At 66.6% G+C, this 24,819-nt stretch carries 25 protein-coding genes; 7 read left to right on the top strand and 18 right to left on the bottom strand.

Annotated features, from left to right (window positions below):
• Positions 1-3: 3 nt before the first annotated feature.
• Positions 4-549, bottom strand: a complete 546-nt coding sequence (locus tag U5817_RS11090) for a YaeQ family protein (protein WP_169132306.1) — start codon at positions 547-549, stop codon at positions 4-6.
• A 53-nt stretch (positions 550-602) separates the two neighbouring features.
• Positions 603-1,382 (bottom strand): hypothetical protein, encoded by a 780-nt coding sequence (locus U5817_RS11085; RefSeq protein ID WP_407280778.1) that lies wholly within the window; start codon positions 1,380-1,382, stop codon positions 603-605.
• A 150-nt stretch (positions 1,383-1,532) separates the two neighbouring features.
• On the opposite strand from U5817_RS11085, the gene U5817_RS11080 reads away from it, so the two are divergent.
• Positions 1,533-2,525 carry a serine/threonine protein kinase gene (locus U5817_RS11080; RefSeq protein WP_407280776.1) on the top strand — a complete coding sequence of 331 codons (993 nt, stop codon included), beginning with the start codon at positions 1,533-1,535 and terminating at the stop codon, positions 2,523-2,525.
• Positions 2,526-2,534: 9 nt separating this feature from the next.
• Here U5817_RS11080 and U5817_RS11075 read toward each other — a convergent pair whose 3' ends face one another.
• Positions 2,535-3,038: an HAD domain-containing protein gene (locus U5817_RS11075; RefSeq protein WP_407280775.1), complete on the bottom strand. Its 504-nt coding sequence runs from the start codon at positions 3,036-3,038 to the stop codon at positions 2,535-2,537.
• A 185-nt stretch (positions 3,039-3,223) separates the two neighbouring features.
• Between U5817_RS11075 and fabI the strand changes: the two genes are divergently transcribed.
• The 3 genes from fabI to folE all read left to right on the top strand — a co-directional run bounded on the left by fabI (position 3,224) and on the right by folE (position 5,441).
• Positions 3,224-4,003 (top strand): enoyl-ACP reductase FabI, encoded by a 780-nt coding sequence (gene fabI / locus U5817_RS11070; RefSeq protein ID WP_169132310.1) that lies wholly within the window; start codon positions 3,224-3,226, stop codon positions 4,001-4,003.
• A 170-nt stretch (positions 4,004-4,173) separates the two neighbouring features.
• Positions 4,174-4,770, top strand: coding sequence for a hypothetical protein (locus U5817_RS11065; protein WP_169132311.1), 597 nt, complete (start codon positions 4,174-4,176; stop codon positions 4,768-4,770).
• Between the two features lie 29 nt (positions 4,771-4,799).
• The gene (folE, locus tag U5817_RS11060; RefSeq protein ID WP_407280773.1) at positions 4,800-5,441 is read left to right on the top strand and encodes a GTP cyclohydrolase I FolE; all 642 of its coding nucleotides are present in this window, start codon (positions 4,800-4,802) and stop codon (positions 5,439-5,441) included.
• A gap of 16 nt (positions 5,442-5,457) precedes the next feature.
• Here the strand turns inward: folE and U5817_RS11055 are convergent, their stop codons facing one another.
• From U5817_RS11055 to U5817_RS11040, 4 genes are read right to left on the bottom strand one after another with little or no spacing between them, the layout of a single operon-like run.
• Positions 5,458-5,787: a DUF3301 domain-containing protein gene (locus tag U5817_RS11055; protein ID WP_407280772.1), complete on the bottom strand. Its 330-nt coding sequence runs from the start codon at positions 5,785-5,787 to the stop codon at positions 5,458-5,460.
• A 31-nt stretch (positions 5,788-5,818) separates the two neighbouring features.
• Positions 5,819-7,402, bottom strand: a complete 1,584-nt coding sequence (locus tag U5817_RS11050; protein ID WP_407280770.1) for an inorganic phosphate transporter — start codon at positions 7,400-7,402, stop codon at positions 5,819-5,821.
• Positions 7,403-7,462: 60 nt separating this feature from the next.
• Positions 7,463-7,819, bottom strand: coding sequence for a nucleotide pyrophosphohydrolase (locus U5817_RS11045; RefSeq protein ID WP_407280768.1), 357 nt, complete (start codon positions 7,817-7,819; stop codon positions 7,463-7,465).
• Positions 7,816-8,661 carry a 23S rRNA (adenine(2030)-N(6))-methyltransferase RlmJ gene (locus U5817_RS11040; RefSeq protein ID WP_407280767.1) on the bottom strand — a complete coding sequence of 282 codons (846 nt, stop codon included), beginning with the start codon at positions 8,659-8,661 and terminating at the stop codon, positions 7,816-7,818. The genes U5817_RS11045 and U5817_RS11040 overlap by 4 nt, the downstream gene beginning before the upstream one ends.
• A 98-nt stretch (positions 8,662-8,759) precedes the next feature.
• On the opposite strand from U5817_RS11040, the gene U5817_RS11035 reads away from it, so the two are divergent.
• A complete protein-coding gene (locus U5817_RS11035) occupies positions 8,760-9,308 on the top strand; it encodes a gamma carbonic anhydrase family protein (RefSeq protein ID WP_407280766.1) in 549 nt (182 codons plus the stop codon).
• 38 nt (positions 9,309-9,346) lie between these two features.
• Here U5817_RS11035 and U5817_RS11030 read toward each other — a convergent pair whose 3' ends face one another.
• The gene (locus U5817_RS11030) at positions 9,347-10,231 is read right to left on the bottom strand and encodes a DMT family transporter (protein WP_407280765.1); all 885 of its coding nucleotides are present in this window, start codon (positions 10,229-10,231) and stop codon (positions 9,347-9,349) included.
• 288 nt (positions 10,232-10,519) lie between these two features.
• Between U5817_RS11030 and U5817_RS11025 the strand changes: the two genes are divergently transcribed.
• On the top strand, positions 10,520-12,616 hold the full coding sequence (locus U5817_RS11025) for a DUF1631 family protein (RefSeq protein ID WP_407280764.1): 2,097 nt from the start codon (positions 10,520-10,522) through the stop codon (positions 12,614-12,616).
• A 133-nt stretch (positions 12,617-12,749) separates the two neighbouring features.
• The gene (locus tag U5817_RS11020) at positions 12,750-13,091 is read left to right on the top strand and encodes a CPBP family intramembrane glutamic endopeptidase (protein ID WP_169132910.1); all 342 of its coding nucleotides are present in this window, start codon (positions 12,750-12,752) and stop codon (positions 13,089-13,091) included.
• A gap of 72 nt (positions 13,092-13,163) precedes the next feature.
• On the opposite strand, the gene cobD is transcribed toward U5817_RS11020, so the two are convergent.
• From cobD to glyA, 10 genes are all read right to left on the bottom strand, one after another.
• Positions 13,164-14,237: a threonine-phosphate decarboxylase CobD gene (gene cobD / locus U5817_RS11015; protein ID WP_407280763.1), complete on the bottom strand. Its 1,074-nt coding sequence runs from the start codon at positions 14,235-14,237 to the stop codon at positions 13,164-13,166.
• Between the two features lie 16 nt (positions 14,238-14,253).
• Positions 14,254-14,544: a hypothetical protein gene (locus U5817_RS11010; protein WP_169132909.1), complete on the bottom strand. Its 291-nt coding sequence runs from the start codon at positions 14,542-14,544 to the stop codon at positions 14,254-14,256.
• A gap of 126 nt (positions 14,545-14,670) precedes the next feature.
• Entirely contained in the window at positions 14,671-15,816 is a 1,146-nt protein-coding gene (gene pabB / locus U5817_RS11005; protein ID WP_407280762.1) for an aminodeoxychorismate synthase component I, read from the bottom strand.
• A gap of 73 nt (positions 15,817-15,889) precedes the next feature.
• Entirely contained in the window at positions 15,890-16,282 is a 393-nt protein-coding gene (locus U5817_RS11000; RefSeq protein WP_407280761.1) for a dihydroneopterin aldolase, read from the bottom strand.
• 271 nt (positions 16,283-16,553) lie between these two features.
• On the bottom strand, positions 16,554-17,252 hold the full coding sequence (locus U5817_RS10995; RefSeq protein ID WP_407280760.1) for a sarcosine oxidase subunit gamma: 699 nt from the start codon (positions 17,250-17,252) through the stop codon (positions 16,554-16,556).
• Positions 17,245-20,274 (bottom strand): sarcosine oxidase subunit alpha family protein, encoded by a 3,030-nt coding sequence (locus tag U5817_RS10990; RefSeq protein ID WP_407280670.1) that lies wholly within the window; start codon positions 20,272-20,274, stop codon positions 17,245-17,247. The genes U5817_RS10995 and U5817_RS10990 overlap by 8 nt, the downstream gene beginning before the upstream one ends.
• Positions 20,271-20,582 carry a sarcosine oxidase subunit delta gene (locus U5817_RS10985; RefSeq protein ID WP_407280759.1) on the bottom strand — a complete coding sequence of 104 codons (312 nt, stop codon included), beginning with the start codon at positions 20,580-20,582 and terminating at the stop codon, positions 20,271-20,273. Before U5817_RS10985 ends, U5817_RS10990 begins: the two co-directional genes overlap by 4 nt.
• A 16-nt stretch (positions 20,583-20,598) precedes the next feature.
• Entirely contained in the window at positions 20,599-21,849 is a 1,251-nt protein-coding gene (locus U5817_RS10980; protein WP_407280668.1) for a sarcosine oxidase subunit beta family protein, read from the bottom strand.
• 17 nt (positions 21,850-21,866) lie between these two features.
• Complete coding sequence (locus U5817_RS10975; RefSeq protein ID WP_407280758.1) at positions 21,867-23,246, bottom strand: L-serine ammonia-lyase; 1,380 nt, start codon at positions 23,244-23,246, stop codon at positions 21,867-21,869.
• Between the two features lie 22 nt (positions 23,247-23,268).
• Positions 23,269-24,531: a serine hydroxymethyltransferase gene (gene glyA / locus U5817_RS10970; RefSeq protein ID WP_407280757.1), complete on the bottom strand. Its 1,263-nt coding sequence runs from the start codon at positions 24,529-24,531 to the stop codon at positions 23,269-23,271.
• Positions 24,532-24,819 lie beyond the last annotated feature (288 nt).

Raw genomic sequence — 24,819 nt, 5'->3', positions numbered from 1 at the left:
CGATCAGTCGCGCGGCCCCATCAGGCGCTCCGGCTCAACGGACACGGTTTCGGTGCCGTCCGTGATCCACAGCTGCCCATCCTGGATCGTGCACTGCAGACGCATGCTGCGGGCGGTCAGCGCGGCGAGCGCGGGGGCAACGTCCTCAGGGAGATTGATCACGGTGAGGTTCGTAAGCCGCGTGAGCTTGTCGCGGATACCGCTCCACCAGATGTCGGCTGCCCTTCCGTAGCTCATGACCACGACTTCGTGCGCGCGACCGCAGGCCTTGCGGATCCATTTTTCGTCCGGCTGGCCAACGTCGATCCAGCGCTCGACGAGGCCGGTGAGATCCTTCTGCCACAGGTCCGGCTCATCGTCCACGCACAGTCCCTTCGCGAACGCGAGCGCGGGATCGGCATACAGCGCGAAGGCGAGGATGCGCACCATCATCCGCTCGTCGGTCTCCGACGGATGGCGCGCGATCGTCAGGTTATGGTCGCCGTAGTAGTTGCGGTCCATGTCGGCGACCACGAGCTCGGCCTTGAATATGGTTGCCTTGAGGGCCATTTGTTCGCATCCCGCTGCGGCCTCGGGCCGCGGTTGATTGATTGTGCGGCGTTTCAGTGCGTCGAATTGCCGGCGGCGCGGCGCGCGTGCTGCCACGCGAGCACCGCCTGCGTTGCGTGCGCCATCACGCGGTCGCGACACTGCGCCGGCAGCTCCGTCGACAAGGCGCCGAACAAGGCCTCGTTCATCTCGCGCGCGAGTCCGTCGGCCGCGTGCCCCTCGGCCAGGCACTGGATCTGGATGTGCGCGACCGCATCGGCCACCAGGCGCCACCCGAGCACCGGCATCAGCTCGGTCAGCGCAAACATCATCCCGCCGAGGCGGGTCAGGATCGCCGTCGCCTGCTCGCGCTCGTCGCTCGCGATCATCGCGTGCCACAGGGCGAGGTGGATGCCGCGCCGCAGATCGATCTTGAAGTCGATCGCATTGCCCTCGCCTTCGGCGATCGCGGCAAACTGGCGTTGGAAGCGCGCATCCTGCTCAGGGTCCAGCGCGGTGCGCAGGGCTCCGAGCAGTTCCGACAGGCCGGGAATGGCGACCAGTCCGAAAGCCTGGCTGTAGGCGAGCCCCCATTGATCCAGTCCGGATACGAGCATCGCCAGGCGCAGCGCACGGGCGTCGTCGTCCGCAGCCGCCCGGCTCCAGTTCCCGAGCGCCGCAGCGAGCGACTCGACCCCGCGCGCACGGCCGGCGTCGTCCTCGTCCAGCGTCAGGCGGAACACCTGCGCAAAGCCGTCCTGCGCCATGCGCGCGGCGAGCTTCTGCACGTCAACCGCCGCCAGGGCGGCGAGCGAGTCGACCGGGATCGTTTCAGCGGATACGTCTTGCGTCATGTCTGCGGTCCGGGAAAGAGGCACTGGAAAGGGGGCGTATTCTGAGCCTCGCGCGAGCGGACGGCAAATATCGCCGGGCACCGCTGCGGACGGTCTTGTGCATTGCGCCATTCCTGACAGAATGAGACCCCCTCCCGAAGACCGACGAACATGTCCGACCTGCCCTTCGAGTCACTGACTCCCGACCTCATTCTCGACGCGCTCGAGAGTGTCGGGCTGCAGCCCGACGGCCGCATGCTTGCGCTCAACAGCTACGAAAACCGCGTCTATCAGGTCGGCATGGAGGATGCCGCGCCGCTGGTCGTGAAGTTCTATCGTCCGGCGCGCTGGAGCGACGAAGCCATCGCCGAGGAACATGCCTTCGTGACCGAACTGGCCGCGCGCGAAATTCCCGTCATCGCGCCCCTCGTGCTCGCGACGGCCACGCTGCACCACTTTGCCGACCAGCGCTTCGCCGTCTTCCCCCGCGCCGGCGGGCGGGCGCCGGAGCTCTCCGACCCCGCGACGCTCGAATGGATGGGCCGCTTCATCGGCCGCATCCACGCCGTCGGCGCCCTGCAGCCCTACCGCGAACGGCCGACGCTGGACATCGCCAGCTTCGGCGTGGAGCCGAGGCGCTACCTGCTCGATAAGGATTTCATCCCCGCCGATCTGCTTGCGGCATGGACGAGCATCGTGGACCAGGCGCTGGACGGGGTGCGGCGCTGCTTCGATCGCGCCGGCGCGGTCGCGCACCTCCGCCTGCACGGCGACTGCCACGCCGGCAACGTGCTGTGGAGCGAATCCGCCGCGGCACCGGGGCCCCAGTTCGTCGACTTCGACGACAGCCGCATGGGACCCGCGGTCCAGGATCTGTGGATGCTGCTCTCCGGCTCGCGCCAGGAAATGAGCCGTCAGCTTGGCGACGTGCTGGCGGGCTACGAGGACTTCCACGAGTTCTCGCCACGCGAGCTGCATCTCGTGGAGGCGCTGCGCACGCTGCGCCTCATCCACTACTCGGCGTGGATAGCGCGACGCTGGAACGACCCGGCCTTCCCGCGCGCCTTCCCGTGGTTCAACACGCAGCGCTACTGGCAGGACCGCGTGCTGGAGCTGCGCGAGCAGGTCGCCGCGATGGACGAACCGCCGCTCTGGTCGATCTGACGGCGCCGTTCAGGCGCGCCGCAGGAACGACCGCTCGCGCGACTTGGGCGGCAATGCGGTGCCGGAGCGGAAGCTGTCCAGCATGCGCCGCAATGCGACCGCGTCGTCGTCGCCGAAGCCGCGCTTGAAGTCGGTCAGGACGAGACGCGAGCGCGTCATCCAGTTGCCCGGAGCGTCGTCCACCGCGCACCAGGATGCCGTCGATATATCCGGCACGTGCTGCCCGAGCCACAGCATGGCCTCGCGTTCGCGCAAGCCGTGCAGTTCGGCGCCGTTCTTGGGGATCACGTGCGGGGTTGCGCCGCACACCCGCGGGCGGATGTCCTCGGCAAAGCGCCCGACCAGCTTGGAGAGCGAAAACAGCATCCGCCAGTCGGAGGTGATGACGATGCGCGCCTCTTCATAGTCGCGCACGACCGCCTCGATGTGCGGCAGGCAGCGAAAATCCTCGACCTCGCCCCAAGGGTGGGTGACGCCGTCGAAATCCATGAAGATGTAGCTATGCCGAGTCATTGATTGATTGCCGATAGTAACGGCGCGAAGGCACGCCGAATGCTAGAATGCTGCATTGCGCAAAATCCCGCAAGTAGCCCGTAGAAACGACTGATTGCGGTTTTCACGTATTTCCAAAGACATACCTGCGGCGGTGCAATGCTGCAGAGCATCATTTTCATTCCAGCACTCCCGAGGATTTATCCATGAAGCCGCTCGTCAATCTCGAAGGCAAGGTCGGCCTGATCACCGGCATCGCCAACGAAAAGTCCATCTCCACCGGCGTCGCCGAGGCGTGCGCGGAGGCGGGCGCGAAGCTCGTCATCACCTACCAGAACGACAAGACGCGCGCCTTCATCGAACCCGTCGTCAATCGCCTCGGCGTCGAGGACGTGTATCTGCTGGACGTCACGCGCCCCGAAACCCTCGCCGACGTGCATGAGAAGATCGCGGCGCGCCACGGCAAGCTCGACTTCGCGATCCACAGCATGGCCTTCGCCAAGCGCGACGACCTGCACGGGCGCGTCGTCGACACCTCGCCGGACGGCTTCGCGATGGCAATGGACGTTTCCACGCACTCCTTCGTGCGCCTCGCCAAGATGGTCGAGCCGCTGCTGGAGCGTGCCGGCGGCGGTTCGCTGGTGACCATGACCTACCTCGGCAGCGAGAAGGTGATCCCCAACTACGGCGTGATGGGCCTGTGCAAGGCCGCGCTGGAAGCGGCGACCCGCTACATGGCGTTCGAACTCGGCGGCAAGAACATCCGCGTCAATGCGGTCTCCCCCGGCCCGTTGATGACTCGCGCCGCATCGGGCATCGCCGGCTTCGACGGCCTGATGGCGACCGCGGTGGAGCGCTCGCCGATGCACGCCCTCGTAACGCCCGAGGACATCGGCGCGCTGACGGCCTTCCTGGTCTCCGATGCGGGACGGCTGGTCACCGGCGGGGTCCATTTCGTGGACGCCGGCTACAACATCATGGCCTGAGAGCTTGTGAAGAAATCGTCGCGAGCAGGGGCGAGTGCAAGGCCTCAGTTGCAAATGATCGAGCGAACGACGAGACATACCATTTGGTAGGCGAGGAGTGAGCGAGTGAGCAACGCAGCAATCGACCCGCGCAGTAGATTTATTCACAAGCTCTGAGACGCGAGGCGGCGGTGATCGATCTTTCCGAAGCGCGCGCCCGACTCGGTCGTATCGGCCTCCGCCTGCCCGACCCGGTTCCCGCACACGCCCTGCTCGCGGGCCTGCGGGAGATCGGACGGGGCGAATACAGCATCGTGCTGGAACATCCCGACCCCGAGCGCGTCTATAAAGTCGTCAGTTCGCCGGCCGACCTGTTCCTCTACACGGCAGACGACCGCCCGCGCGGTCCGCACTTCCCGGTGGTGTACGCACACCACGGGGCGATCGGGCGCGCGGCCTCGGGTTATCCCTTCCATCTGCTGGAGATGGAGCGCCTCTACCCGTTGCAGGACGGAACACCCGCCGCCGAGCAGGCCGCCCAGCTGATCGACGCCTACTGGTCGGCCTGCGTGGAGCGCACGCAACTGGGTGGGGACATGGGCCGGATCGCGCTATACCATGTGAGCCTGGCGCCTCCGGCGATAGGCGAATCGCTCAAGCTCGCCCTGAAGGCGCTTTCGGACTTCGTCGAGGAATACCAGGTGCTGCCGGACATCCTCAACGCGGACAACATCATGGTGCGCAAGGACGGCACGCTGGTATTCTCCGACCCGGTATTCATCGCCTGAGCGTTTTCCCCAAGGTACAAAGGGCCACGATGAGCGATTTCGACGAGCACCACCCGCCCCACGGCCCCTGCACCGGCGCCGGCATCCCGCGCCAGGGGCAGTTCGACCCGGCCGCATTCGAGCGCGCAGTCAACGATCTCCTGGCCGCCTGCGGCATCGCCCCCGACACCACGCACATGGGCCGCACCGCGACGCGCGTGCGCGAACTGTGGCAGAAGCGCCTGCTCGGCGGATACGAGCTCGACCCCGCCGAAGCGCTGGGCGACGGTTTTCCCGACGAGCGCTCGGACATGGTCGTGATCCGCGGCATCGCCGTGCATGGCGTGTGTCCGCACCATCTCGTGCCGTTCCGCGGCGTCGCCCACGTCGCCTACCTCCCCGGCGGGCGCCTGCACGGTTTCGGGCGCATTGCCCGCCTCGTCGATGCCATCGGGCACCGCTTCACCTATCAGGAATGGATGACCCGCGACATCGCCGACGCCCTGCTGAAGCACGGCCATGCGCGCGGCGCAGCGTGCATCATCGAGGCGGAGCAGCTGTGCCTGCTGCTGGGCGAGGACCGTCGCGGCGACGAACGCGTCGTCACGCAGGCCTTTGCCGGAGAATTCGAGACGCGCGAGCACCTGCGCAGCGAGTTCCTGCACGCGGTGGCGGGTCACGGCCCGCGCTGAGTCCGGCGCCCGACGTTCAGTGGAGGGTGAAGGTCGGCGCCCCGCGGGGGCCGATCTCCAGCATCACGACATCCTTGCCGCGCAGCGTCACCGAACCGTGCACGCGATCGTTGCCCGAAACAGAATACTCGAACTCGTAAACACGCTGGGGACAGAGCCGGCCGTCCTCGTCACGGACCAGGCGCAAGGAACGGCTGGACACGGTTTCGTCGAGGAACTGCACGCCTTCGCGACGGCACGCCGCCCTCGCCGCCTGCACGCCGATTTCGCGCGTCCTGGCACTGTCCAGCCAGAACCAGCCGCACAGGCACAGCAGCATCAGGGCGAGCAACTCGGCGAATGTCATGGTCGGGAATTCCGCAAAACCGGATGCGCCATCATTCAAGCTCCATGCCGCGCATCACGAAGAAAAACAAACCGCCGAGCAAGGCCGACAACGGCACCGTCAGCAGCCACGCTGCGAAGATGCGTTGCAGTTGCGTGCGCGTGACCAGTTCCTTCCGATAAACCTCACGCAGCACCCTGCGCTCCCGCTTGGAGAAATTCGCCGGGTCCGTCTTCTGCTTCGAGCGCGCTTTCAGATCCGCGAGCATCGCCTTCTTCTCGGGCACGGCGGCACGCTCGAAGGAGCCGAGAAACTGATCGATCGCCCCCTGTTCACCGGCCGGATGGTGCGCCTTCATCTCCGCCACCATGCGCGCGTAGTTGCCCTTGAGGTACTCGCGCAGGAAACCGACGCCGATCACCGCGCCGACCGCGATGTGCGTCGAACTGACCGGAAGCCCCAGCACGCTGGCGGCGATCACCGTCACGGTCGCCGACAGGGCCACGCTGAACGCGCGCATCTGGTCCAATTCGGTGATCTCATCGCCCAGCGTGCGGATCACCCGCGGCCCGAACAGCGCGAGCCCCAGCACCAGCCCCATCGCCCCGGTCAGCAGCACCCAGAACGGCACCGGGGTCAGGCGCGCGACCGGCCCGTCGAGGTGTGCGAGCGACTCAACGATCGACGCCAAGGGCCCCACCGCGTTCGCCACGTCGTTCGAGCCGTGCGCGAAGCACAGCAGAGCGGCGGCGAAGATCAGCGGCGAATTGAACAGGCGATTCACGCCCGACTTGGTATTCGCAATTATGTGGCTCGGATTGGACAGCGCGCGCCGCACATACAGGTACGCGGCGCCCGCGGGGACCAGGCCGCTGGCTGCCGCCACGGTGAAATCGGCCGCCCACAAGCGCCCGAAGCCCTTCATCAGCAGGAAGGTCCAGAACGACCACGCCATGAAGGCCACGAGCCCGGGCAGCGTGCGCCGCGCCGCGGCGACCATGTCGACCTGATAGGTGATGAGACGCTTGATCAGGTACAGGAACAGCGCCGCAAAAAACCCGGCCAGCACCGGCGAGACCACCCAGCTCGCGGCGATCGCCCCGACGACCTTCCAGTTCACGATGTCCAGCCCCACGGCGGCGACGCCGGCGCCGAGCACCGCGCCGACGATCGAATGCGTCGTCGACACCGGCATGCCGAAAGCCGTGGCGACGTTGATCCAGAGGCCGCCGGCAAGAAGCGCGGCCATCATCACCCACACCATCGTCCAGCCGTCGCCGATGTTCGCGGGATCGATGATGCCGCTGCGTATCGTCCGGATGACGTCGCCCCCCGCGATCAGGGCGCCCGACGCCTCGAACACCACCGCGAGACCGAGCGCGCCAGTGAGCGTCAACGCCTGTGCGCCTACTGCAGGCCCGACGTTGTTGGCAACGTCGTTGGCGCCGATGTTCATCGCCATGTACGCACCGAGCACGGCGGCGACCACCACCAGGACCCCGCCCTCGGCACCGCCCTTCAGTGCCGCATACAGCATCACGCCCACGACGAAGAGCATGGTCGCACCCAGGCGCAGCAGCTCGCCGTGCCCCTGGCGCGTGGCCTTGTCGATTTCGTCGATATGCTTGAGTTCCAACTTTCAGCCGACCACTATGCGAACGCGGAATTGTTCATTTTCGCAGAATCCGGCCCCGCCTCAGAGGCGATCGTATTTGTCCGACCGTCCGCGCGCCTTGTCGACCGGGTAACGCTCGGCGTTGATGCGCAGCTTCGTGCGCGCGGCATCGGCCAGATCGACGCCGAGCACGTCGGCCAGACGCACGAGGTAGAGCAGCACGTCGGCCAGTTCGAGCGCCACTTCGGCGCGCGCCGCCTCGGGCAGCGCGGCCGACTCCTCGCCGCTGAGCCACTGGAAATGCTCGATCACCTCGCCGGCCTCGCCGGACAGGGCCATTGCCAGGTTCTTGGGAGAATGGAAACGCTCCCAGTCCCGTTCGGCGGCAAATGCCCGCAGCGCGTCGCGAAGCGCGTGGAGGCTGTCCTGCTCGCTCATTCGATGTGGTGCTCCAGGTCGAACCCCGCATCCGCGTCCTCGCCGAGTACGCGCACCAGCCACGGCATCACCGCTTCGAGCGTCTGCGGCAGAACCCACGGCGGATTGATGATGTAGAGCCCGCTGCCGAACATCCCGAAGCCGTCGCGCGCGGGCTTGTTCACCGCGAGCCGCACGTCGAGCCAGCTTTCAGCACCGAGATCGGCCAGACGCTCCGGCAGCTGTCGCGCTTCGGGGCGCGCAAGCATCGGATACCACACCGCGTAAGTACCGCCTGGAAAGCGCTTCATCGCGTCCGCAACGGTATCGACCACGCGCCGGTAATCCTCCTTCACCTCGTACGGCGGATCGATCAGCACCACCGCACGGCGCGCGGCCGGCGGCAGGAGTCCGCGCAATCCGGCAAAGCCGTCCGCCTTGCGGATCAGCACCCGGTCCGTGTCGCGTGCGAAGGTCTGTTCGAGCAGCGAGACGTCGGCCGGATGCAATTCGAACAGGCGCATGCGGTCCTGTTCGCGCAGCTGCGTCATCGCCAGCGCGGGGGAGCCCGGATAGAAGGTCAGCCGACCGTGCGGATTGAACTGGGCGACGGCGTCGATGTAGGCGCGCAAGGCCTCGGGAAGGTCGTCGCGCCCCCACAGGCGGCCGATCCCCGCGGCGAATTCGGCGGTCTTGCCCGCCTGTTCGCTGTCGAGCGCATAACAGCCTGCCCCGGCATGCGTATCGATGTACCACCACGGCTTGTCCTTGCGGTTGAAATAGCGCAGGAGCTCGATCAGGACGAAGTGCTTGAGGACGTCGGCGTGGTTGCCGGCGTGGAAGGCGTGGCGGTAACTGAGCATGGAGGACGCGTAACGGGGTCAGGCGGCGAATGCTAACACTGCCTGCTATGATTGCGGGCTGCCGGCGCGCACCGCCGGCTCCAACGGAGACAGGAAATATGGCGATTTACGCCCTGGGCGAACATACCCCGAGCTTCGGCGACGGGTGCTGGGTTGCGGACAACGCCACGGTGATCGGGCGCGTGGAAGCCGGATCCAACGTGAGCGTCTGGTACAACGTCGTGATCCGCGGCGACAACGACCCGATCACGATCGGCGACAACACCAACATCCAGGACGGCTCCGTCCTGCACAACGACGACGGCGTGCCGCTGAAGATCGGCTCCGGCGTCACCGTCGGCCACATGGTCATGCTGCATGGCTGCACAGTCGGCGACGACACGCTCATCGGCATCAACGCGGTCGTCCTCAACCACGCCGTGATCGGCAAGAACTGCATCATCGGCGCCAACGCCCTCATTCCCGAAGGCAAGGTCATCCCCGACCGTTCACTGGTGGTCGGATCGCCGGGCCGCATCATCCGCGAACTCACCGACGAGGACATCGCCGACCTGAAGCAGAATGCCAGGAACTACGTGCAGAACGCGCGCATGTATGCGGCCGACCTGCGCCACATCACGCCCGACCTGCCGAAGCGCCGCGACTGAGCCGGGGCCGAAGCCGCCGGCCAGGCGCAGGGGGAAGGTCATCCGCGCACCCCTGCCACCGCGGCCGGCGGGTGACGCGCAAGCCAGATCACCGCGGCAAGGATCACTGCGCCGCCGATCACCTGGTTGAACTCGATCGCCTCGCCAAGGAAGATCGCCGCAAGCACGAAGGTGACGACCGGCTCCAGCGTTGACAGGCTCGCGGCGTCCGCCGCGCCCAGTTTCTGCAGTCCGATGAAGAAGCTCACCATCGCAATGACTGTGGACACGATTGCGATCAGCAGCACCGCGATCCAACCGGTCGCCCCCTGCGGCCAGGTGGCACCGCCGACCCCGACCAGCCCCCCATACACTGCCGCCGCCGCCATCATCACCACCGTCGCACTCGCCAGTGGAGCTTCCCGCGCCATGACACGATTTCCGACGAGAATGTAGATGGAATAGATCAGTGCTGCGGCCACGCCAAGGATGATCCCCAGCGGCCGTCCGCTCAGTTCCCCACCGATCGTCAGCGCCGTTCCCGCCAGGGCAGTCAGCACTGCCAGCACACGCCCCGTCGTGAGACGCTGGCTCAGGAACACTGCGCCCAGGACTGTGACAAGGATCGGATAAAGGTATAGCAACAGGGCAACCAAGCCTGCCGAGGCGAAATTCAACGCCTCGAAAAAGGCGTACGACTGCGCCACGTAGCCGATTCCGCCCATCGCGACGAGAATCGCCGCATTGCGCGCGGAAGGCCAGCGGCGCCGGGTCGCCAGCATCACGGCAGCCATGAGCACGGCCGAAATGAGGAAGCGCAGGAACAGCACCGTCACGACGTCAGCACCGCTGGCGCTCGCAAAACGGGCAAAGATCGCCATCGCACCGAAGGCCGCTGCCGATACCGCCACGTATGCCGCACCGACCAGGCGCTCGTTTTGCATTCACCGACTCCGCAAAACCGCGAAGCTTGCCGAAGCAGCGGGACGCGGTCAATGAAATCGGACCATGCGCGCCTTATCCGCGACGATCGACATGGTGGACGGATCCATCCGCGTGCATGACCACACTACGCGCGTCGCGCATGGGAAGCGCCCCTTCCGCTTTTTGACTTGCCGCCGGCCGCTCGCCGAACGATCATGCAAAAATCCGAAAATCCTCGATCTCCCCGCGTTCTTCGCCATGCGCAAATGTAATAATCGGCTATGACGATTCCCGCAATCCGGCCCGAGATGACCGAAAAAGACGCCCCTCTCGCCAGGCTCGTGGCGGGTTGCCGTACGCAGCTGGAACACGACCTGTGCGAATTGTTCGAGGAAATGGGGCCCTCGCTGACGCAGGCGGCGACCGAGAGCGGCAACGCCGGCCGCGATCGCGCCCGGAACATCGCCGCCGCCGCGCTCGTACAGGCCCTTCCGACGCATTGGGACAAGGTGAGCGCTGCGCTGAAGGCCAATCTTGCCGCGCGCGCGGTCCATGTCGCGCGGTCCGAATTCGATTCGGCCGACCAGGCGAACCTGCGGCTCCTGAGCGCCGCAGAGGAATCTGTCCAGTTTGCGATGCGCGAGGTACTGGACCGCGTGACCCTGGCCTGCCGCGACGAAACCAAGCCCCTGGACCGGCGAATCAACTACCTCGTGTTGCGCAGGGTGATGCAACCGGGCGACAAGACCTTCAATCTCGCGGCCTTGTGGTCATGCATCGAAGCGGCCTGCGCCGAACTCACGACCGATACGGGCGCACTCATCCTGCTGCTGCAATTGGTCGGCGAACAAATGGCCACGGAGATGCCGCAGCTCTACCGCGTGGTCAACGAGACCATGATCGAGGCGGACATCCTGCCCTCGCTCAAACGCAGCTATCGCGACACGACGCCGGTCGACCCCAATGAGGTTGCGGAGGAGTCGTCGAAGCTGGCTAGCACCCTGGAGCGCCTCGTTCAGGCGCGCACGAAGGAAACTGCCGCGAAAGAAACGTCCAAGCCGGGCACCATCAGCCAGGAATTGTTCAACTCGCTGAAGACCCTGCAGGCTGCCGCGACGCCGCAAGCCCCCGGCAAGCACACCAACGTCGTGCGCATGGTGCGCGACAGCGGCGCCGCACGCAACGTCATGCCGCTCGAGGCGGTGACGCTGGACATCGTCGTCAAGCTGTTCGATCTCATCTTCAGCGATCCGAACGTCGGGGACGGAATCAAGGCACTGGTCGCCCGCCTTCAGACGCCGGTGCTGCGCGCCGCGATGCTGAACCAGCGCTTCTTCGCCGACCGCGGCCACCCGGCACGGCGCTTTCTCGACAGCATCTCGATCGTCGCCGTGCGCTGGGGAAAGGTCGTCAACGCCGAGGATCCCTTCTACCTCAAGCTGTCCGAGCTGGTCGACAAGGTGCAGAGCACTTACGACGGCGATCTGGCCGCGTTCGATGCCGCCAACGCAGAGCTCGACGCCTTCCTCACCGAACGCGAGGAACACGACGAGCAGCAGAACCGCGCCCTGGCCGACGCGGTTCTCGCACGTGAAGAGGAAATGCGCCTCAAGCGCGAAGGCGAGATCCGTGCGCAGCAGATGGCCGACGCCTGCATCGCCCGCATAGTGGAGCCGGAGACGCCGCCCGAGATCGAGGAGTTCCTCCGGACCTACTGGCGCGACGTCGTCCAGAACCGGATCTCGCAATCCGGTGAGGAAGGAGCCCCCACCGCCGAGGCCATGCAGGTCGCCACCGACCTGCTGTGGTCGGTCACGCCGAAACACCTTGCGGAAGAGCGGCAGCGGCAGGCCGCCGGGGTGCCGACACTGCTGAGCAGGATCAACACCGGTTTTGACGAGATCGGAGCCGCACCGACCGAGCGCAAGGCCTTCCTCGACACCCTGCTCGACCTGCAACTTGCCGCCATGCGCGCGAAAAAGGCCGGCGCGCGCATGGGTTCCTCGACGTCACGCACGCGCGGCGGCGGACCGACCCTTCAGGTCAGCCACGCAACGGACCTCGGCATTCGCGTCCAGGACATCTCGCTACCGACGAGCGAGGGGCTCGACCGGGAAAACACGCCGGACCGCGCAGACCTGCGCCGGGTGCGCCAATTGGTGCGAGGCGACTGGGTGGACTTCACGACCGCGCGACAAACCCGCCGCGAGCGCCTGAACTGGATCAACCGCAGCCGCACGCTCTTCCTGTTCAGCAACAGCGCCTCGCCCTGCGCGATCTCGATCACCCCGGAAGCGCTGGCGGTGCGCCTCAGGAACGGCACGGCGCAGATCGTGAAGATCGACCGGCCGATCTTCGAGCGCGCCATCCACGGCGCGATCAGGTCGCTCGACCAGCACGCCTGAGGGCTGCAGGTGACTCGTGGCACCTGTAGCTGCAGTGCCGTGGCGCCGATCCTGCAGAATCGGCTCCACCTTGCCGGAACTCTCTTCGCCATCTCCCGTCCATCTGCAAGCCACTTCACACGCAGGAACCTGCATGCAACGCGATCCCAGACTCGACGCCCTGTTCAACAACTTCAAGCAAAGCCCGCCCAAACCTGCCGGTCCGCTGCAAAAGCTCGCGGCGATAGCCGCTACCGTGCTCGTGTTCGGCCTGGCGCTGACCTTCTCCGTCCTGTTCTTTGCCGTCGTGGTCGCAGCCGGCGGGCTGATCTGGGGATACGTTTGGTGGAAGACTCGCAATCTGCGCAAGGCGATGCAGCAAGCGCAGGCGGAAGGGACGGCCCGGCGCGGCCCGCGGTCGGCGGACAATCTGGTGATCGAAGGGGAAGTGCTGCGGGAAATCCGCGAAGAGGATCACGACGCCCCACGCAAATGACTCAGGCCGCAAGCTTAGCCATGGCCACCCGCGCCTTCCAGGAGAAGGCGCTTCCGCACACACTTCAGGACACTACGCGCAGGGCGAGGCGAGCTTGCCCTGTCTCGGACACTCAGGGGCACGGGTCACGCGGCCCAGCGCGGCCGTGAGTCTTTCCCATGATTCTTCCGAATCGGGCAAACCGAAGCGGACCAGGGCGTGATCCTTGAAATATCGCGTGAAGATGCCGGCTCTGGCGAGCTCGTCGTGGACTTCTCTTGCGCGCGACTGAAAGACCGTCGCGAACAGCGGCGTCGCGCCCACCACGCCGAGCGGTTCAAGCAACTGCACCAGCCTCAGCCCGGCTGCACGCAGGCAAGGGCGCATGTCTTGTTGCCATGAACGATCCGACAGCGCCAGACGCGCAACCTCGCGCGACGGCCCCGCGATCGTCCACGGCCCGAGTCGGGATGCAAGGCGTTCGCGCAATCCCGTCGACGCGAACAGGAATCCGACTCGTGCACCAGCCAGACCGAAGAACTTGCCCAGCGAGCGCAGGACGATGAGGTTCGGCGCAGCGTCGGAACCGGCTATCGGAGCAAGGCTCTCCTCGGGATTCACGTCGATGAACGCTTCATCGACGACCAGGACGCCGCCCCGCGCTCGGAGCGATGCGGCCACCTCCAGCAACTCGGGAGCGTCGTAGCGATGACCGGTCGGATTGTTCGGATTGCACAGGACGATGTGCTGCGATCCGAAGGCCAACGCACCGCGCAGGTCGCCGGACGGGTGCAGGCGGACCGCGTGTCCGTGTGCCCTCCATGCGTGAGGGTGTTCATTGTAGAGCGGGGACAGGCAGACCACGGAACTACGCGGAAAGAAGGCCGGAAGCGCCTGTATCGCGGCTTGCGAGCCGGCCACCGCGAGCCCGTTCGAATTTCCGTAGTAGGCTGCGGCCGCGTCTTCAAGACCGTCGTCCTCTTCGGGCAACCGCGCCCACGCGCGGGCGGTGAGCATGGGCACCGGCCAGCCGAAGGGGCTCACCCCAGTGGACAAGTCGAGCCATTCGGAATGGGGAATGCCATAGCGGGCCGCCGCGGCCCGCAGCCTGCCTCCATGCTCCGGGACTTTGTAACCCAGGCTCGGAGTCATCTCTTCGATCTGCATGAGCGAATTGCCTTGCTTACAACGCGGATAGACGCCGCCCGCCGTCAAGCTGACGGCTCAGCAGCGCCAGTCGGGCATGAATGCGCGGATCACTGATCCGCAGCGCAAGGTCTGCACAGCGGTGCAGATCCTCCGCTTCGAGCGCGGCCCCACAACTGACCGCGGCCTCCAGGCGCTTCAACGATAGCCGGCGGTGCCCCAGGTCGAGACTGTGCCGCAGCAATGCCACGACCGCGGCCTTGCGTTGCGCCTCGTCCTGCGCGGCGCTGAACGCCTGCTTCAGTTTCCTTGCGACATCCCTGGGCACAATGTTCTCCTGGGGCTTTTGCTGCCGTGAATAAAAGGGAAAGACGCCACACGCGAGGGAGCATAGGGGGAGAGGGAGAACTGCCTTCGTGTGCTCGTCGGCGTCTTTCCATGAAACCGATTTGCCTTATGTACTTGAGACCAATTCCTGCACCACCAGACATTTTGCGAGGACTTCGTCGTATTCGTTGCGGGCGATCGAGTCGGCCGTGATGCCGCTGCCGACGCCGTACTGGCCGCTGCCGGAACCGGTGTCCACGGCGAGCGTACGGATTGCGACGTTGAAGACCGCATCGCCGCCCGGGCGCAGCATTCCGATTGCGCCGCAATAGATTCCGCGCGGCCCCGTTTCGAGTTCCGCGATGATCTTCATCGCTTCGATCTTCGGCGCACCGGTGATCGAACCGCAGGGAAAGGTCGCAGCGAAGATCTCTTCCAGCCCGATTTCGGGCGCGATCTCGGCGGTCACGGTCGAGGTCATCTGCCATACTGTCGGGTACTCCTCGACCGAGAACAGCGAGGGCACGGCTACGGAATGCGGCTGCGCGATGCGGGACAGGTCGTTGCGGATGAGATCGACGATCATGAGGTTCTCGGCCCGCTCCTTCTCCGCCGTCGCGAGCGAGTCGCGCAGCGCGCGATCCAGTTCCTCGGACGTGCCGCGGCGGGCCGTGCCTTTCATCGGCTTGAAGGTCAGGCGCTGCTTCTCGCGGGAGAAGAACAATTCGGGCGAGACGCTCAGAATGCGGTGCCGGCCCAGCTCGACACAGGCGCAATACCCTGTCGCCTGTCTCTCCCGCAGCCCCTCGTAAAGGGATTGCCAATCGCCGACGTAGTGTCCGGCCAGGCGCAGCGTGTGGTTGACCTGATACACGTCGCCCGCGCGAATGTGCTCGAGGATCGTCGCGATATCCTGCTCGTATCGTGCGCGCCCGGCCGACAAGCCCCAGTCGAAGGCTGGCGCCGACGCATGCGTTCGGGCATACGCACCGACCGGCTTGTCGAAGACGCCGAACCACGCGAGCGGCAGGTCGGCCCGGCCCCGGAAACGAAACGCCGGGTCGAAGGCCGCACCGGCCTCATAGCAGACGAAACCCGCGACCCACTTGCCTTCGCGGGCAGCACGATCCGCACGGGCAACCGCCTCGCGCACCTGCGATACTTCTCGGGCTTCGATGATCTCGGACGGCTGCTCGAAGACCAGCGGCCCTTCCTGCCCGGCCGCGTTCGGAAAGTCGAAACGCAGGCGCGTCACGGCTTCGTCACTCCGCACGGCTTCTTCCCGGCGTCCCATGGTCGTTCTCAGGCGAACTCGATCAGGAGGTCTTTGGCATTTTGAAAACGGATCAGGCCGCCTGCTGCAGCGGGAAAGGTGCCTGTGCGACGTATTCGTCGTACTTGCGTTCGATCATCACGCCGACACGGCCGACGCCTTCGAGCACCTGGGGCTTATGCACTGAGAGGCTGATCCAGCTCGGCCGGAACTCGTCGAAGATCACGCCGGCGAGCGAATCGGCGAGGTGTTCGAGCAATGCAAAGCGGCGCTCCGCGAGGTACCCGCGCAGGCTTGCGACCAATTCCGCATAGTCGATGGTGTCCTCGATGCGGTCGCTGCGCGCCGCACGGCTACCGATGCCGAGGCGCAGGGTGATGGACACCGGCTGCGAACCGACCAGCTCATGCGGGTAGATGCCGACCTGCGCGTCTGCGCGGATGTCGTCGATGAAGATCTGGTTCATGTTCGTTCCCGTTTGATGTTGCGAAATCTCAAGATAAATCAGCAGCCTGACCTTGACATGCCGTCTTGCGACAAGCGCGAGCGCTCGAGCGACGATGGCTTTCGTGTTCGTATCGCGGGACGAGCATCCCGGCTTCATCAAGCGGCTTCAGCCGCGAATGGGCGTCGATTCGCGGCTGAAGCTCCCACGGAACAGACCGGCCAGCTCCACGTGAAAACGGAGCCGGTGAACAACCACCGGCTCCGTTTTCGGGACTTGCGTCGACCCGCGATCAGCCGTGCAGCGCCGCCTCACGCACCGCGGCCCGCTCGCCGCTGCCGATGGGCTCCGCCGGCGCCACGAAGACCCCAAACTCTTCCGCGGCATCGAGGATCCAGCTGTACAGGTAATCCGCGAAGCTGCGGCGGATCACCAGTTCCCAACGCTCCTCATCGACACGACGGATCACCGCCGAGCTCTTCGCAAACACACTCGACACCCCCTTGCCCACCGGGAAGGCGCGCGGATGCACGTCATAGGGCGTGCACTTCATCAAGAGCTCGCGCACCCTGGGGCCGGTCAGCTCCAGCACCGTCTGCCCGCCGGTGACGTTCATCACCGCGTAGTGGCCGCTGAGCTCGCGCCGCAGCGCGGCCTCGGCTTCGAACTCGAGGCCCGCCGGCACGACGATCAGCCACTCGTCGGGCGACATCCACTGCAGGCTCACGCCGCGCGACTCGTCGCGGGCGACCGCACCCAGCGCGAGCGGCAGTGCAAGGCCCAGCACGCGCTCGACGCCGGCGCGGAAGCCTTCGTCCTGAGCGTTGCCGCGCAGCACGAGATGACCGAGGAAGGGCTTCTCGCGCACGACCACACCGGCCTCGCGCGCCGAGGCGGCGAGCACCACGTTGATGCGCGCCCTCACCAGCGGCGACTCCGACTTCACCCCGCCGCCGCGCGGGTTCAGATCCATTTGTGCGTAATCAGACATTCTGGCGTGCTCCTTCCGCATCGTAGAAGACCGGGCTCACGACCTCGGCCGCATGCACCCGGCCGTCGGCCATCGGCAGATAAACGGTTTCCCCCAGGCGCTTGGCGCCGCCCTTGACGACCGCCAACGCGAACGAGTGGCCCAGGTTCGGGCTGTAGTAGCTCGAGGTGACGTGCCCGACCATCGGCATCGGGATGCGGATCTCCTTCTCGAGCACGATCTGCGCGCCCTCGTCCAAGACCAGCTGCGGGTCGAGGGGCTTGAGGCCCACGAGCTGCTTGCGGTCCTCGCGCTGCGTGTCCGGGCGCGTGAGCGCGCGCCGCCCGATCCACGAGAAGGGCTTCTTGTAGCCGACGCACCACTGCATGCCGAGGTCCTCCGGCGTCATCGAGCCGTCGGTTTCCTGGCCGACGATGATGAAGCCCTTCTCCGCACGCAGCACGTGCATCGTCTCGGTGCCGTACGGGGTGAGGTTGTACTTCTCGCCCTTCTCGAACAGCGCCTGCCACACGTGCATCGCGTGGTGCGCCTGCACGTTGATCTCGTAGGAGAGCTCGCCCGTGAAGGAGATGCGATAGACGCGGGCCGGAACGCCGGCGACCGTGCCTTCGCGCATGTCCATGAACTTGAAGTTGTCCTTGGAGAGATCGATGTCGTCGGTGAGCTCGGCCAAGAGCTTCCGCGCGTTGGGGCCGTTGATCGCCATCGCCGCCCAGTGGTCGGTCACCGAGTTGAAGTACACCTCCAGCTCGGGCCACTCGGTCTGGTGCCACAGCTCCATCCAGTCGAGCACCGCCGCGGCGCCGCCGGTGGTGGTCGTCATGTGGAAGTGGTTCTCGGCGATGCACGCGGTCACGCCGTCGTCCATCACCATGCCGTCGTCCTTGCACATGAGGCCGTAGCGGCACTTGCCCACGTCGAGCTTGGTCCAGGCGTTGGTGTACAGGCGGTTGAGGAACTCGCGCGCGTCCTTGCCCTGGATCTCGATCTTGCCCAGCGTCGAGGCGTCGAGGATGCCGACCGACTCACGCACGGCGCGGCACTCGCGCTGCACGGCCTCGTGCATCGTCTCGTTGCCCTGCGGGAAGTACCACGGGCGCATCCACTGGCCGACTTCCTCGAACTTCGCGCCGTGCTCGACATGCCACGCATGCAGCGCCGTGTAGCGGCGCGGATCGAAGAACTCGCGGCAGTGACGGCCGGCGATGGCGCCGAAGGTGATCGGCGTGTAGTTCGGGCGGAACACGGTGGTGCCGGTCTGCGGGATGGTCTGCTTCAGGCAGCGCGCGGCGATGGCCATGCCGTTGATGTTGCCGAGCTTGCCCTGGTCGGTGCCGAAGCCCATGCCGGTGTAGCGCTTGACGTGCTCGATCGACTCGAAGCCTTCGCGCGTGGCGAGCTCGATGCCGGCGGCGGTGACGTCGTTCTGCGGATCGACGAACTGCTTCGGGGCGCGCATCGCCGGTTTCACGTGCGGCACCTGGTAGAGCGCCGCGGCCTTGCCCTCGCGCAGCTTGGCGACCTTGGGCAGCGCCGGAGCGGTGACCTCGAAGCCGGTGCGCTGCGCGGCGGCCGTGCCGGCTGCGGCACCGTCGGCGAGCGCCTCGACGAGCGCGCCCTTGCCGTGCACGCCGCCCACCGGGGTCATGCCCGGCACCTTGCCGGGGACGAAGCCGAGGATGTCGTCGCGCCACTCGGGGCGGGCGCCGGTGTGCGCCGCCAGATGCACGACGGGGCTGTAGCCGCCGGAGCTCGCGAGGGTGTCGCAGGCAAGCGTCTCGACGCGGCCCGCCACCTTGAAGCCGCCGATGTCGATGCGGGCGACCTGGGCACCGGTGACGCGCTTCTTGCCGTTCGCCTCGATCACCGCGGAGCCGGGGATGATGCGGATATTGCGCGAACGGGCCTCATTGACGAGGTCGCCCTCGGGGTGCTCACGCGCATCGACGATCGCGACCACTTCGCGGCCGGCATCATGCCAGTCGAGCGCGGCGCGATAGGCGTGGTCGTTGGCGGTCGACAGCACCAGGCGCTTACCCGGCGCCACGGCGTAGCGGCGGATGTAGGTCGACACCGCGCCCGCCACCATGCAGCCCGGCACGTCGTTGTTGGCAAAGACCAGCGGACGCTCGTGCGTGCCGGTGGCGAGGATCACCTCATGGGCGCGCACGCGGTGCATGCGGGCGCGCACCTGGCGGCGGCCGTTCACGCTCGGCGCGAGGTCGGCGAGGTGCTCGGTGCGGCGCTCGTGCAGGGTCACGAAGTTGTGGTCGTGGTAGCCGTTGGCGGTGGTGCGCGGCAGGATCAGCACTTCGGGCAGGGTCGCCAGTTCCGCGAGCACGGCGGCGACCCAGGCCGAGGCCGGGCGGCCGTCGATGAGCTCGCGCGTGTCGAGCAGCGAGCCGCCCATCTCTTCCTGCTCGTCGCACAGGATCACGCGCGCACCGCTACGGCCGGCGGCGAGCGCGGCGGCGAGGCCCGCGGGACCGGCGCCGATCACCAGCACGTCGCAGTGACGGTTGATGTGGTCGTAGATGTCCGGATCCTTCTCCCTGGGCGTGCGGCCCAGGCCCGCGGCCTTGCGGATGTACTTCTCGTACTTCGGCCACAGCGAGGCCGGCGCCATGAAGGTCTTGTAGTAGAAGCCCGGGGGCATGAACTTGCCGCCGACGCTGCCGATCACGCCCATCAGATCGCGGTCGACGTTCGGCCAGCCGTTGGTGCTCGTGGCGACCAGCCCGCCGTAGAGCGCCTGTTGCGTGGCGCGCACGTTCGGCACCTGGCCCGCTTCGGTCGCACCCAGTTGCACGATCGCATTCGGCTCCTCGGCGCCGGCGGCCATGATGCCGCGCGGGCGGGAGTACTTGAAGCTGCGGCCCACGACATCGACGCCGTTGGCAAGCAGGGCCGAGGCGAGCGTGTCGCCGGCGAAGCCCTGGTAGTCGACGCCGTTGAAGCTGAAGCGCAGCGGGCGGCTGCGGTCGATGCGCCCGCCCGTCCCCAGTCGATTGCTCTGGCTCATTTTGCCGCCCCCTTGTCTGCGGACTGGCCGGCGACCACCGAAGGCTTCTGGCCGACCTTGTAGGTTTCGAGGATCTGGTAGCTCACGGTGTCACGCGTGACGTTGAAGAACTTGCGGCAGCCGGCGGCGTGGTACCACAGCTCGTGGTGCAGGCCGCGCGGGTTCTTGCGGAAGAAGAGGTAGTTGCCCCAGTCCTCGTCGCTGGTCGCTTCCGGTTCCAGCGGGCGGGCGATGTGGGCCTCGCCCTTGGGGCGGAACTCTTCTTCCTCGCGGGTTTCCGCGCAGTGCGGGCAGTAGATGTGCAGCATGGTGTCCTGCTCCTCCTCAGTGCGCGACGCCCGCGGCGCCGTGTTCGTCGATGAGTTTGCCGCTGATGAAGCGGTCGATGGAGAACGGCGCCGCGAGCGGATGCGCCTTGCCGGCCGCGAGCGTCGCCGCGAACACGTTGCCCGAGCCCGGGGTGGCCTTGAAGCCGCCGGTGCCCCAGCCGCAGTTGAAGAACAGGCCGCCGACGGGCGTCGCCGAGATGATCGGGCAGGCGTCCGGGCAGGTATCGACGATGCCGCCCCACTGGCGGTTCATGCGCACGCGCGAGAACATCGGGAAGAGCTCGACGATGGCCTGCAGCGTGTGCTCGATGGTCGAGTAGCTGCCGCGCTGGCCGTAGCCGTTGTAGCCGTCGATGCCGGCGCCGATCACGAGGTCGCCCTTGTCCGACTGGCTGACGTAGCCGTGCACCTTGTTCGACATCACGACGGTGTCGAGGATGGGCTTCATCGGCTCGGACACCAGCGCCTGCAGCGGGTGCGATTCGATCGGCAGCTGGAAGCCGGCCATCTTGGCGAGCACGCCGGAGTTGCCGGCGGTGACCACCCCCACGGTGTCGGCGGCGATGAAGCCGCGGTTGGTCTCGACGCCCACGACCTTGTTGCCGTTCTTGCGGATGCCGGTGACTTCGGTCTGCTGCAGCATGTCCACGCCCAGCGCATCGGCGCCGCGCGCAAAGCCCCAGGCCACCGCGTCATGACGGGCGACACCGCCGCGCGGCTGCCACGAGGCGCCCAGCACCGGATAGCGGGTGTTCTTCGACAGGTCCATGATCGGCACGATCTCCTGGATCTGGTTCACGTCCAGCACTTCGCCATCGATGCCGTTCAAGCGGTTGGCATTGACGCGGCGGTGGATGTCGCGCATGTCCTGCAGCGTGTGGCCCAGGTTCATGACCCCGCGCTGGGAGTACATCACGTTGTAATTCAGGTCCTGGGAGAGCCCCTCCCACAGCTTCATCGCGTGCTCGTACAGCCACGCGGCCTCGTCCCACAGGTAGTTCGAGCGCACGATGGTGGTGTTGCGCGCGGTGTTGCCCCCGCCCAGCCAGCCCTTCTCGACCACCGCGACGTTGGTGATGCCGTGTTCCTTGGCGAGGTAGTAGGCGGTGGCGAGACCATGGCCGCCGCCGCCGACGATCACGATGTCGTACTTCTTCTTCGGCGTCGGATTGCGCCACGCGCGCTGCCAGTTCTCGTGGTAGGTGAGCGCGTGCTTGACGAGCCCGAATCCCGAGTAATGCTGCATGTCCTATCTCCTCGTCTTCAGCATTCGATGACGTTCACGGCGAGTCCCCCGCGCGACGTCTCCTTGTATTTGTCCTTCATGTCGCGACCGGTGTCGCGCATGGTCTTGATCACCTTGTCGAGCGACACGAAGTGCTTGCCGTCGCCCCTGAGCGCCATGCGCGCGGCGTTGATCGCCTTGATCGAGCCCATCGCGTTGCGCTCGATGCACGGCACCTGCACGAGCCCGCCCACCGGGTCGCAGGTGAGGCCGAGGTTGTGCTCCATGCCGATCTCGGCGGCGTTCTCGACCTGCTCGGGGGTGCCGCCCATGACTTCGGTCAGCGCGCCGGCGGCCATCGAGCACGCGACGCCGACCTCGCCCTGGCAGCCCACTTCGGCGCCCGAGATGGAGGCGTTCTCCTTGAACAGGATGCCGATCGCGGCCGCGGTGGCGAGGAAGCGCACGACGCCGTCCTCGGTCGCGCCGGGGATGAAGCGGTAGTAGTAGTGCAGCACCGCGGGGATGATCCCGGCCGCGCCGTTGGTGGGGGCCGTCACGATGCGCCCGCCCGCGGCGTTCTCTTCATTCACCGCCAGCGCGTAGAGATTCACCCAGTCCATCGTGGTGAGCGGGTCGCGCAGGCTCGCCTCGGGGGCGTTTGCGAGCTTGCGGTACATCTCGGCGGCGCGGCGCTTGACCTTCATGCCGCCGGGCAGCGTGCCTTCGATCTCGCAGCCGCGGCGCACGCAGGCCTGCATCACCTTCCAGATGTGCAGCAGGCCGTTCCGCGTCTCGGCTTCGCTCCTCCACGCCTTCTCGTTCTCGAGCATCAGCTGGCTGATCGAGAGTTCGTTCACCGCGCACTGGGTGAGGAGCTGGTCGGCGCTGTGGAAGGGGTACGGCAGCTCGGTCGCGTCCTCGACGATGCGGTCCGCGCCGGCGGCTTCCTCGTTGACGACGAAGCCGCCGCCCACCGAGTAGTACACGCGGCTCGCAAGCTCCGCCTCGCCCTCGCCGAAGGCCGTCAGGCGCATCCCGTTGGGGTGGTAGGGCAGCGTCTGGCGGCGCAGGAAGACGAGATCGGTCTTCTCGCAATAATCGACCGGATGCAGGCCCAGCAGCGTCAGGCGCTTGCCCTCGCGGATGCGCACGAGGCGCGCCTCGATGGTGTCGGGGTCGACGAGATCGGGCGCCTCCCCTTCCAGGCCCAGCAGCACCGCCTTGTCGCTGCCGTGGCCCTTGCCGGTCGCCCCGAGCGAGCCGTAGAGCTCGGCGCGGATGCGGCGCACGCGCGGCAGGACCCCCTCGTCCTTGAGGCCGGAGGCGAAGGTGAGCGCGGCACGCATGGGCCCCACCGTATGGGAACTCGACGGGCCGATCCCGACCTTGAACATCTCGAATACGCTGATCGCCATGACGTGTCGCTCCGCGGGCCGATCAGCGGGTGGCCGGATAGACCGGGAAGCGCGCGCACAAGGCCTTCGCCTTCTCGCGCACCGCGGCGATCACGGACTGGTCGTCGATGTGGTCGAGCACGTCGCAGATCCAGTTCGTCAGTTCCTTCGCTTCGGCTTCCTTGAAGCCGCGCGTGGTGATCGCCGGCGTGCCGATGCGGATGCCGCTGGTGACGAAGGGCGACTGCGGGTCGTTGGGCACGGCGTTCTTGTTCACCGTGATGTGCGCCGCGCCCAGGGCCGCGTCGGCCGCCTTGCCGGTGAGGCCCTTGTCGACCAGATCGACGAGGAAGAGGTGGTCATCCGTGCCGCCGGAGACGATCTTGTAGCCGCGCTCGATGAAGACGCCCGCCATCGTCCGCGCGTTCTTGAGCACCTGCTGCTGGTAGGCGCGGAACTCGGGCTGCAGCGCTTCCTTGAGCGCGACCGCCTTGCCCGCGATGACGTGCATCAGCGGGCCGCCCTGGATGCCGGGGAACACCACCGCGTTGAGCTTCTTCTCCAGATCCGGGTTGGCGCGCGCCAGGATCAGGCCGCCACGCGGGCCGCGCAGGGTCTTGTGGGTGGTGGTGGTGACGACGTCGGCGAAGGGGATGGGGTTCGGATACAGGCCCGCGGCGACGAGGCCGGCGACGTGGGCCATGTCGACGAAGAGGTACGCGCCGACCGCATCGGCGATCGCGCGGAAGCGCTGCCAGTCGACCACGCGCGAGTAGGCGGAGAAGCCGGCGACGATCATCTTCGGCTTGTGCTCCTTCGCGAGCTGTTCGACCTGGGCGTAGTCGATCTCGCCGGTCGCTTCATCGAGGCCGTACTGGATGGCGTTGTAGAGCTTGCCGGAGAAGTTCACCTTGGCGCCGTGCGTGAGGTGGCCGCCGTGGGCGAGGCTCATGCCCAGCACGGTGTCGTGCGGTTCGAGCAGCGCCATGTACACCGCGGCGTTGGCCTGCGAGCCGGAGTGCGGCTGGACATTGGCGAAGTCGGCGCCGAAGAGGAGCTTGGCGCGGTCGATCGCGAGCTGCTCGACCACATCGACGTGCTCGCAGCCGCCGTAGTAGCGCTTGGCGGGGTAGCCCTCGGCGTACTTGTTGGTGAGCACGCTGCCCTGCGCTTCGAGCACGCGCGGGCTGGTGTAGTTCTCGGAGGCGATCAGCTCGATATGCGATTCCTGGCGCTCGAACTCGCCCTCCATCGCCGCCTGCAGTTCGTCGTCGAAATCGGCAATGCGGTCGGTCAGTGCAAACATGGGTCCTGTCTCCTCGGTTTGTTGGCTGTCGTATGAGCCTTGTGCCGCGACGCAATCGCGGCTTCATGGGAGGAGATGGTAGGAATTCCAGCGACGGGGCCTTTGCCTGTATCCGTCACGCACGTGCTCAATTCGGACCGATGCCCACGACGGTATGCGAAATTGCGACACGCATGAAAAGCGCTGCGGGTCCCACCGACCACGGCGCGGCAGGAAGCACGGAATCGTAGGGCGGGAGCAGCCGAAGGCGTATCCCGCCATGCAGCCCTGGAATACCTTCGGCCGGTG

Origin of the sequence: Aromatoleum evansii, from assembly GCF_045689615.1 — a bacterium.
Taxonomy (GTDB): domain Bacteria; phylum Pseudomonadota; class Gammaproteobacteria; order Burkholderiales; family Rhodocyclaceae; genus Aromatoleum; species Aromatoleum evansii.
This window is presented reverse-complemented; position numbering and strand designations above follow the sequence as displayed.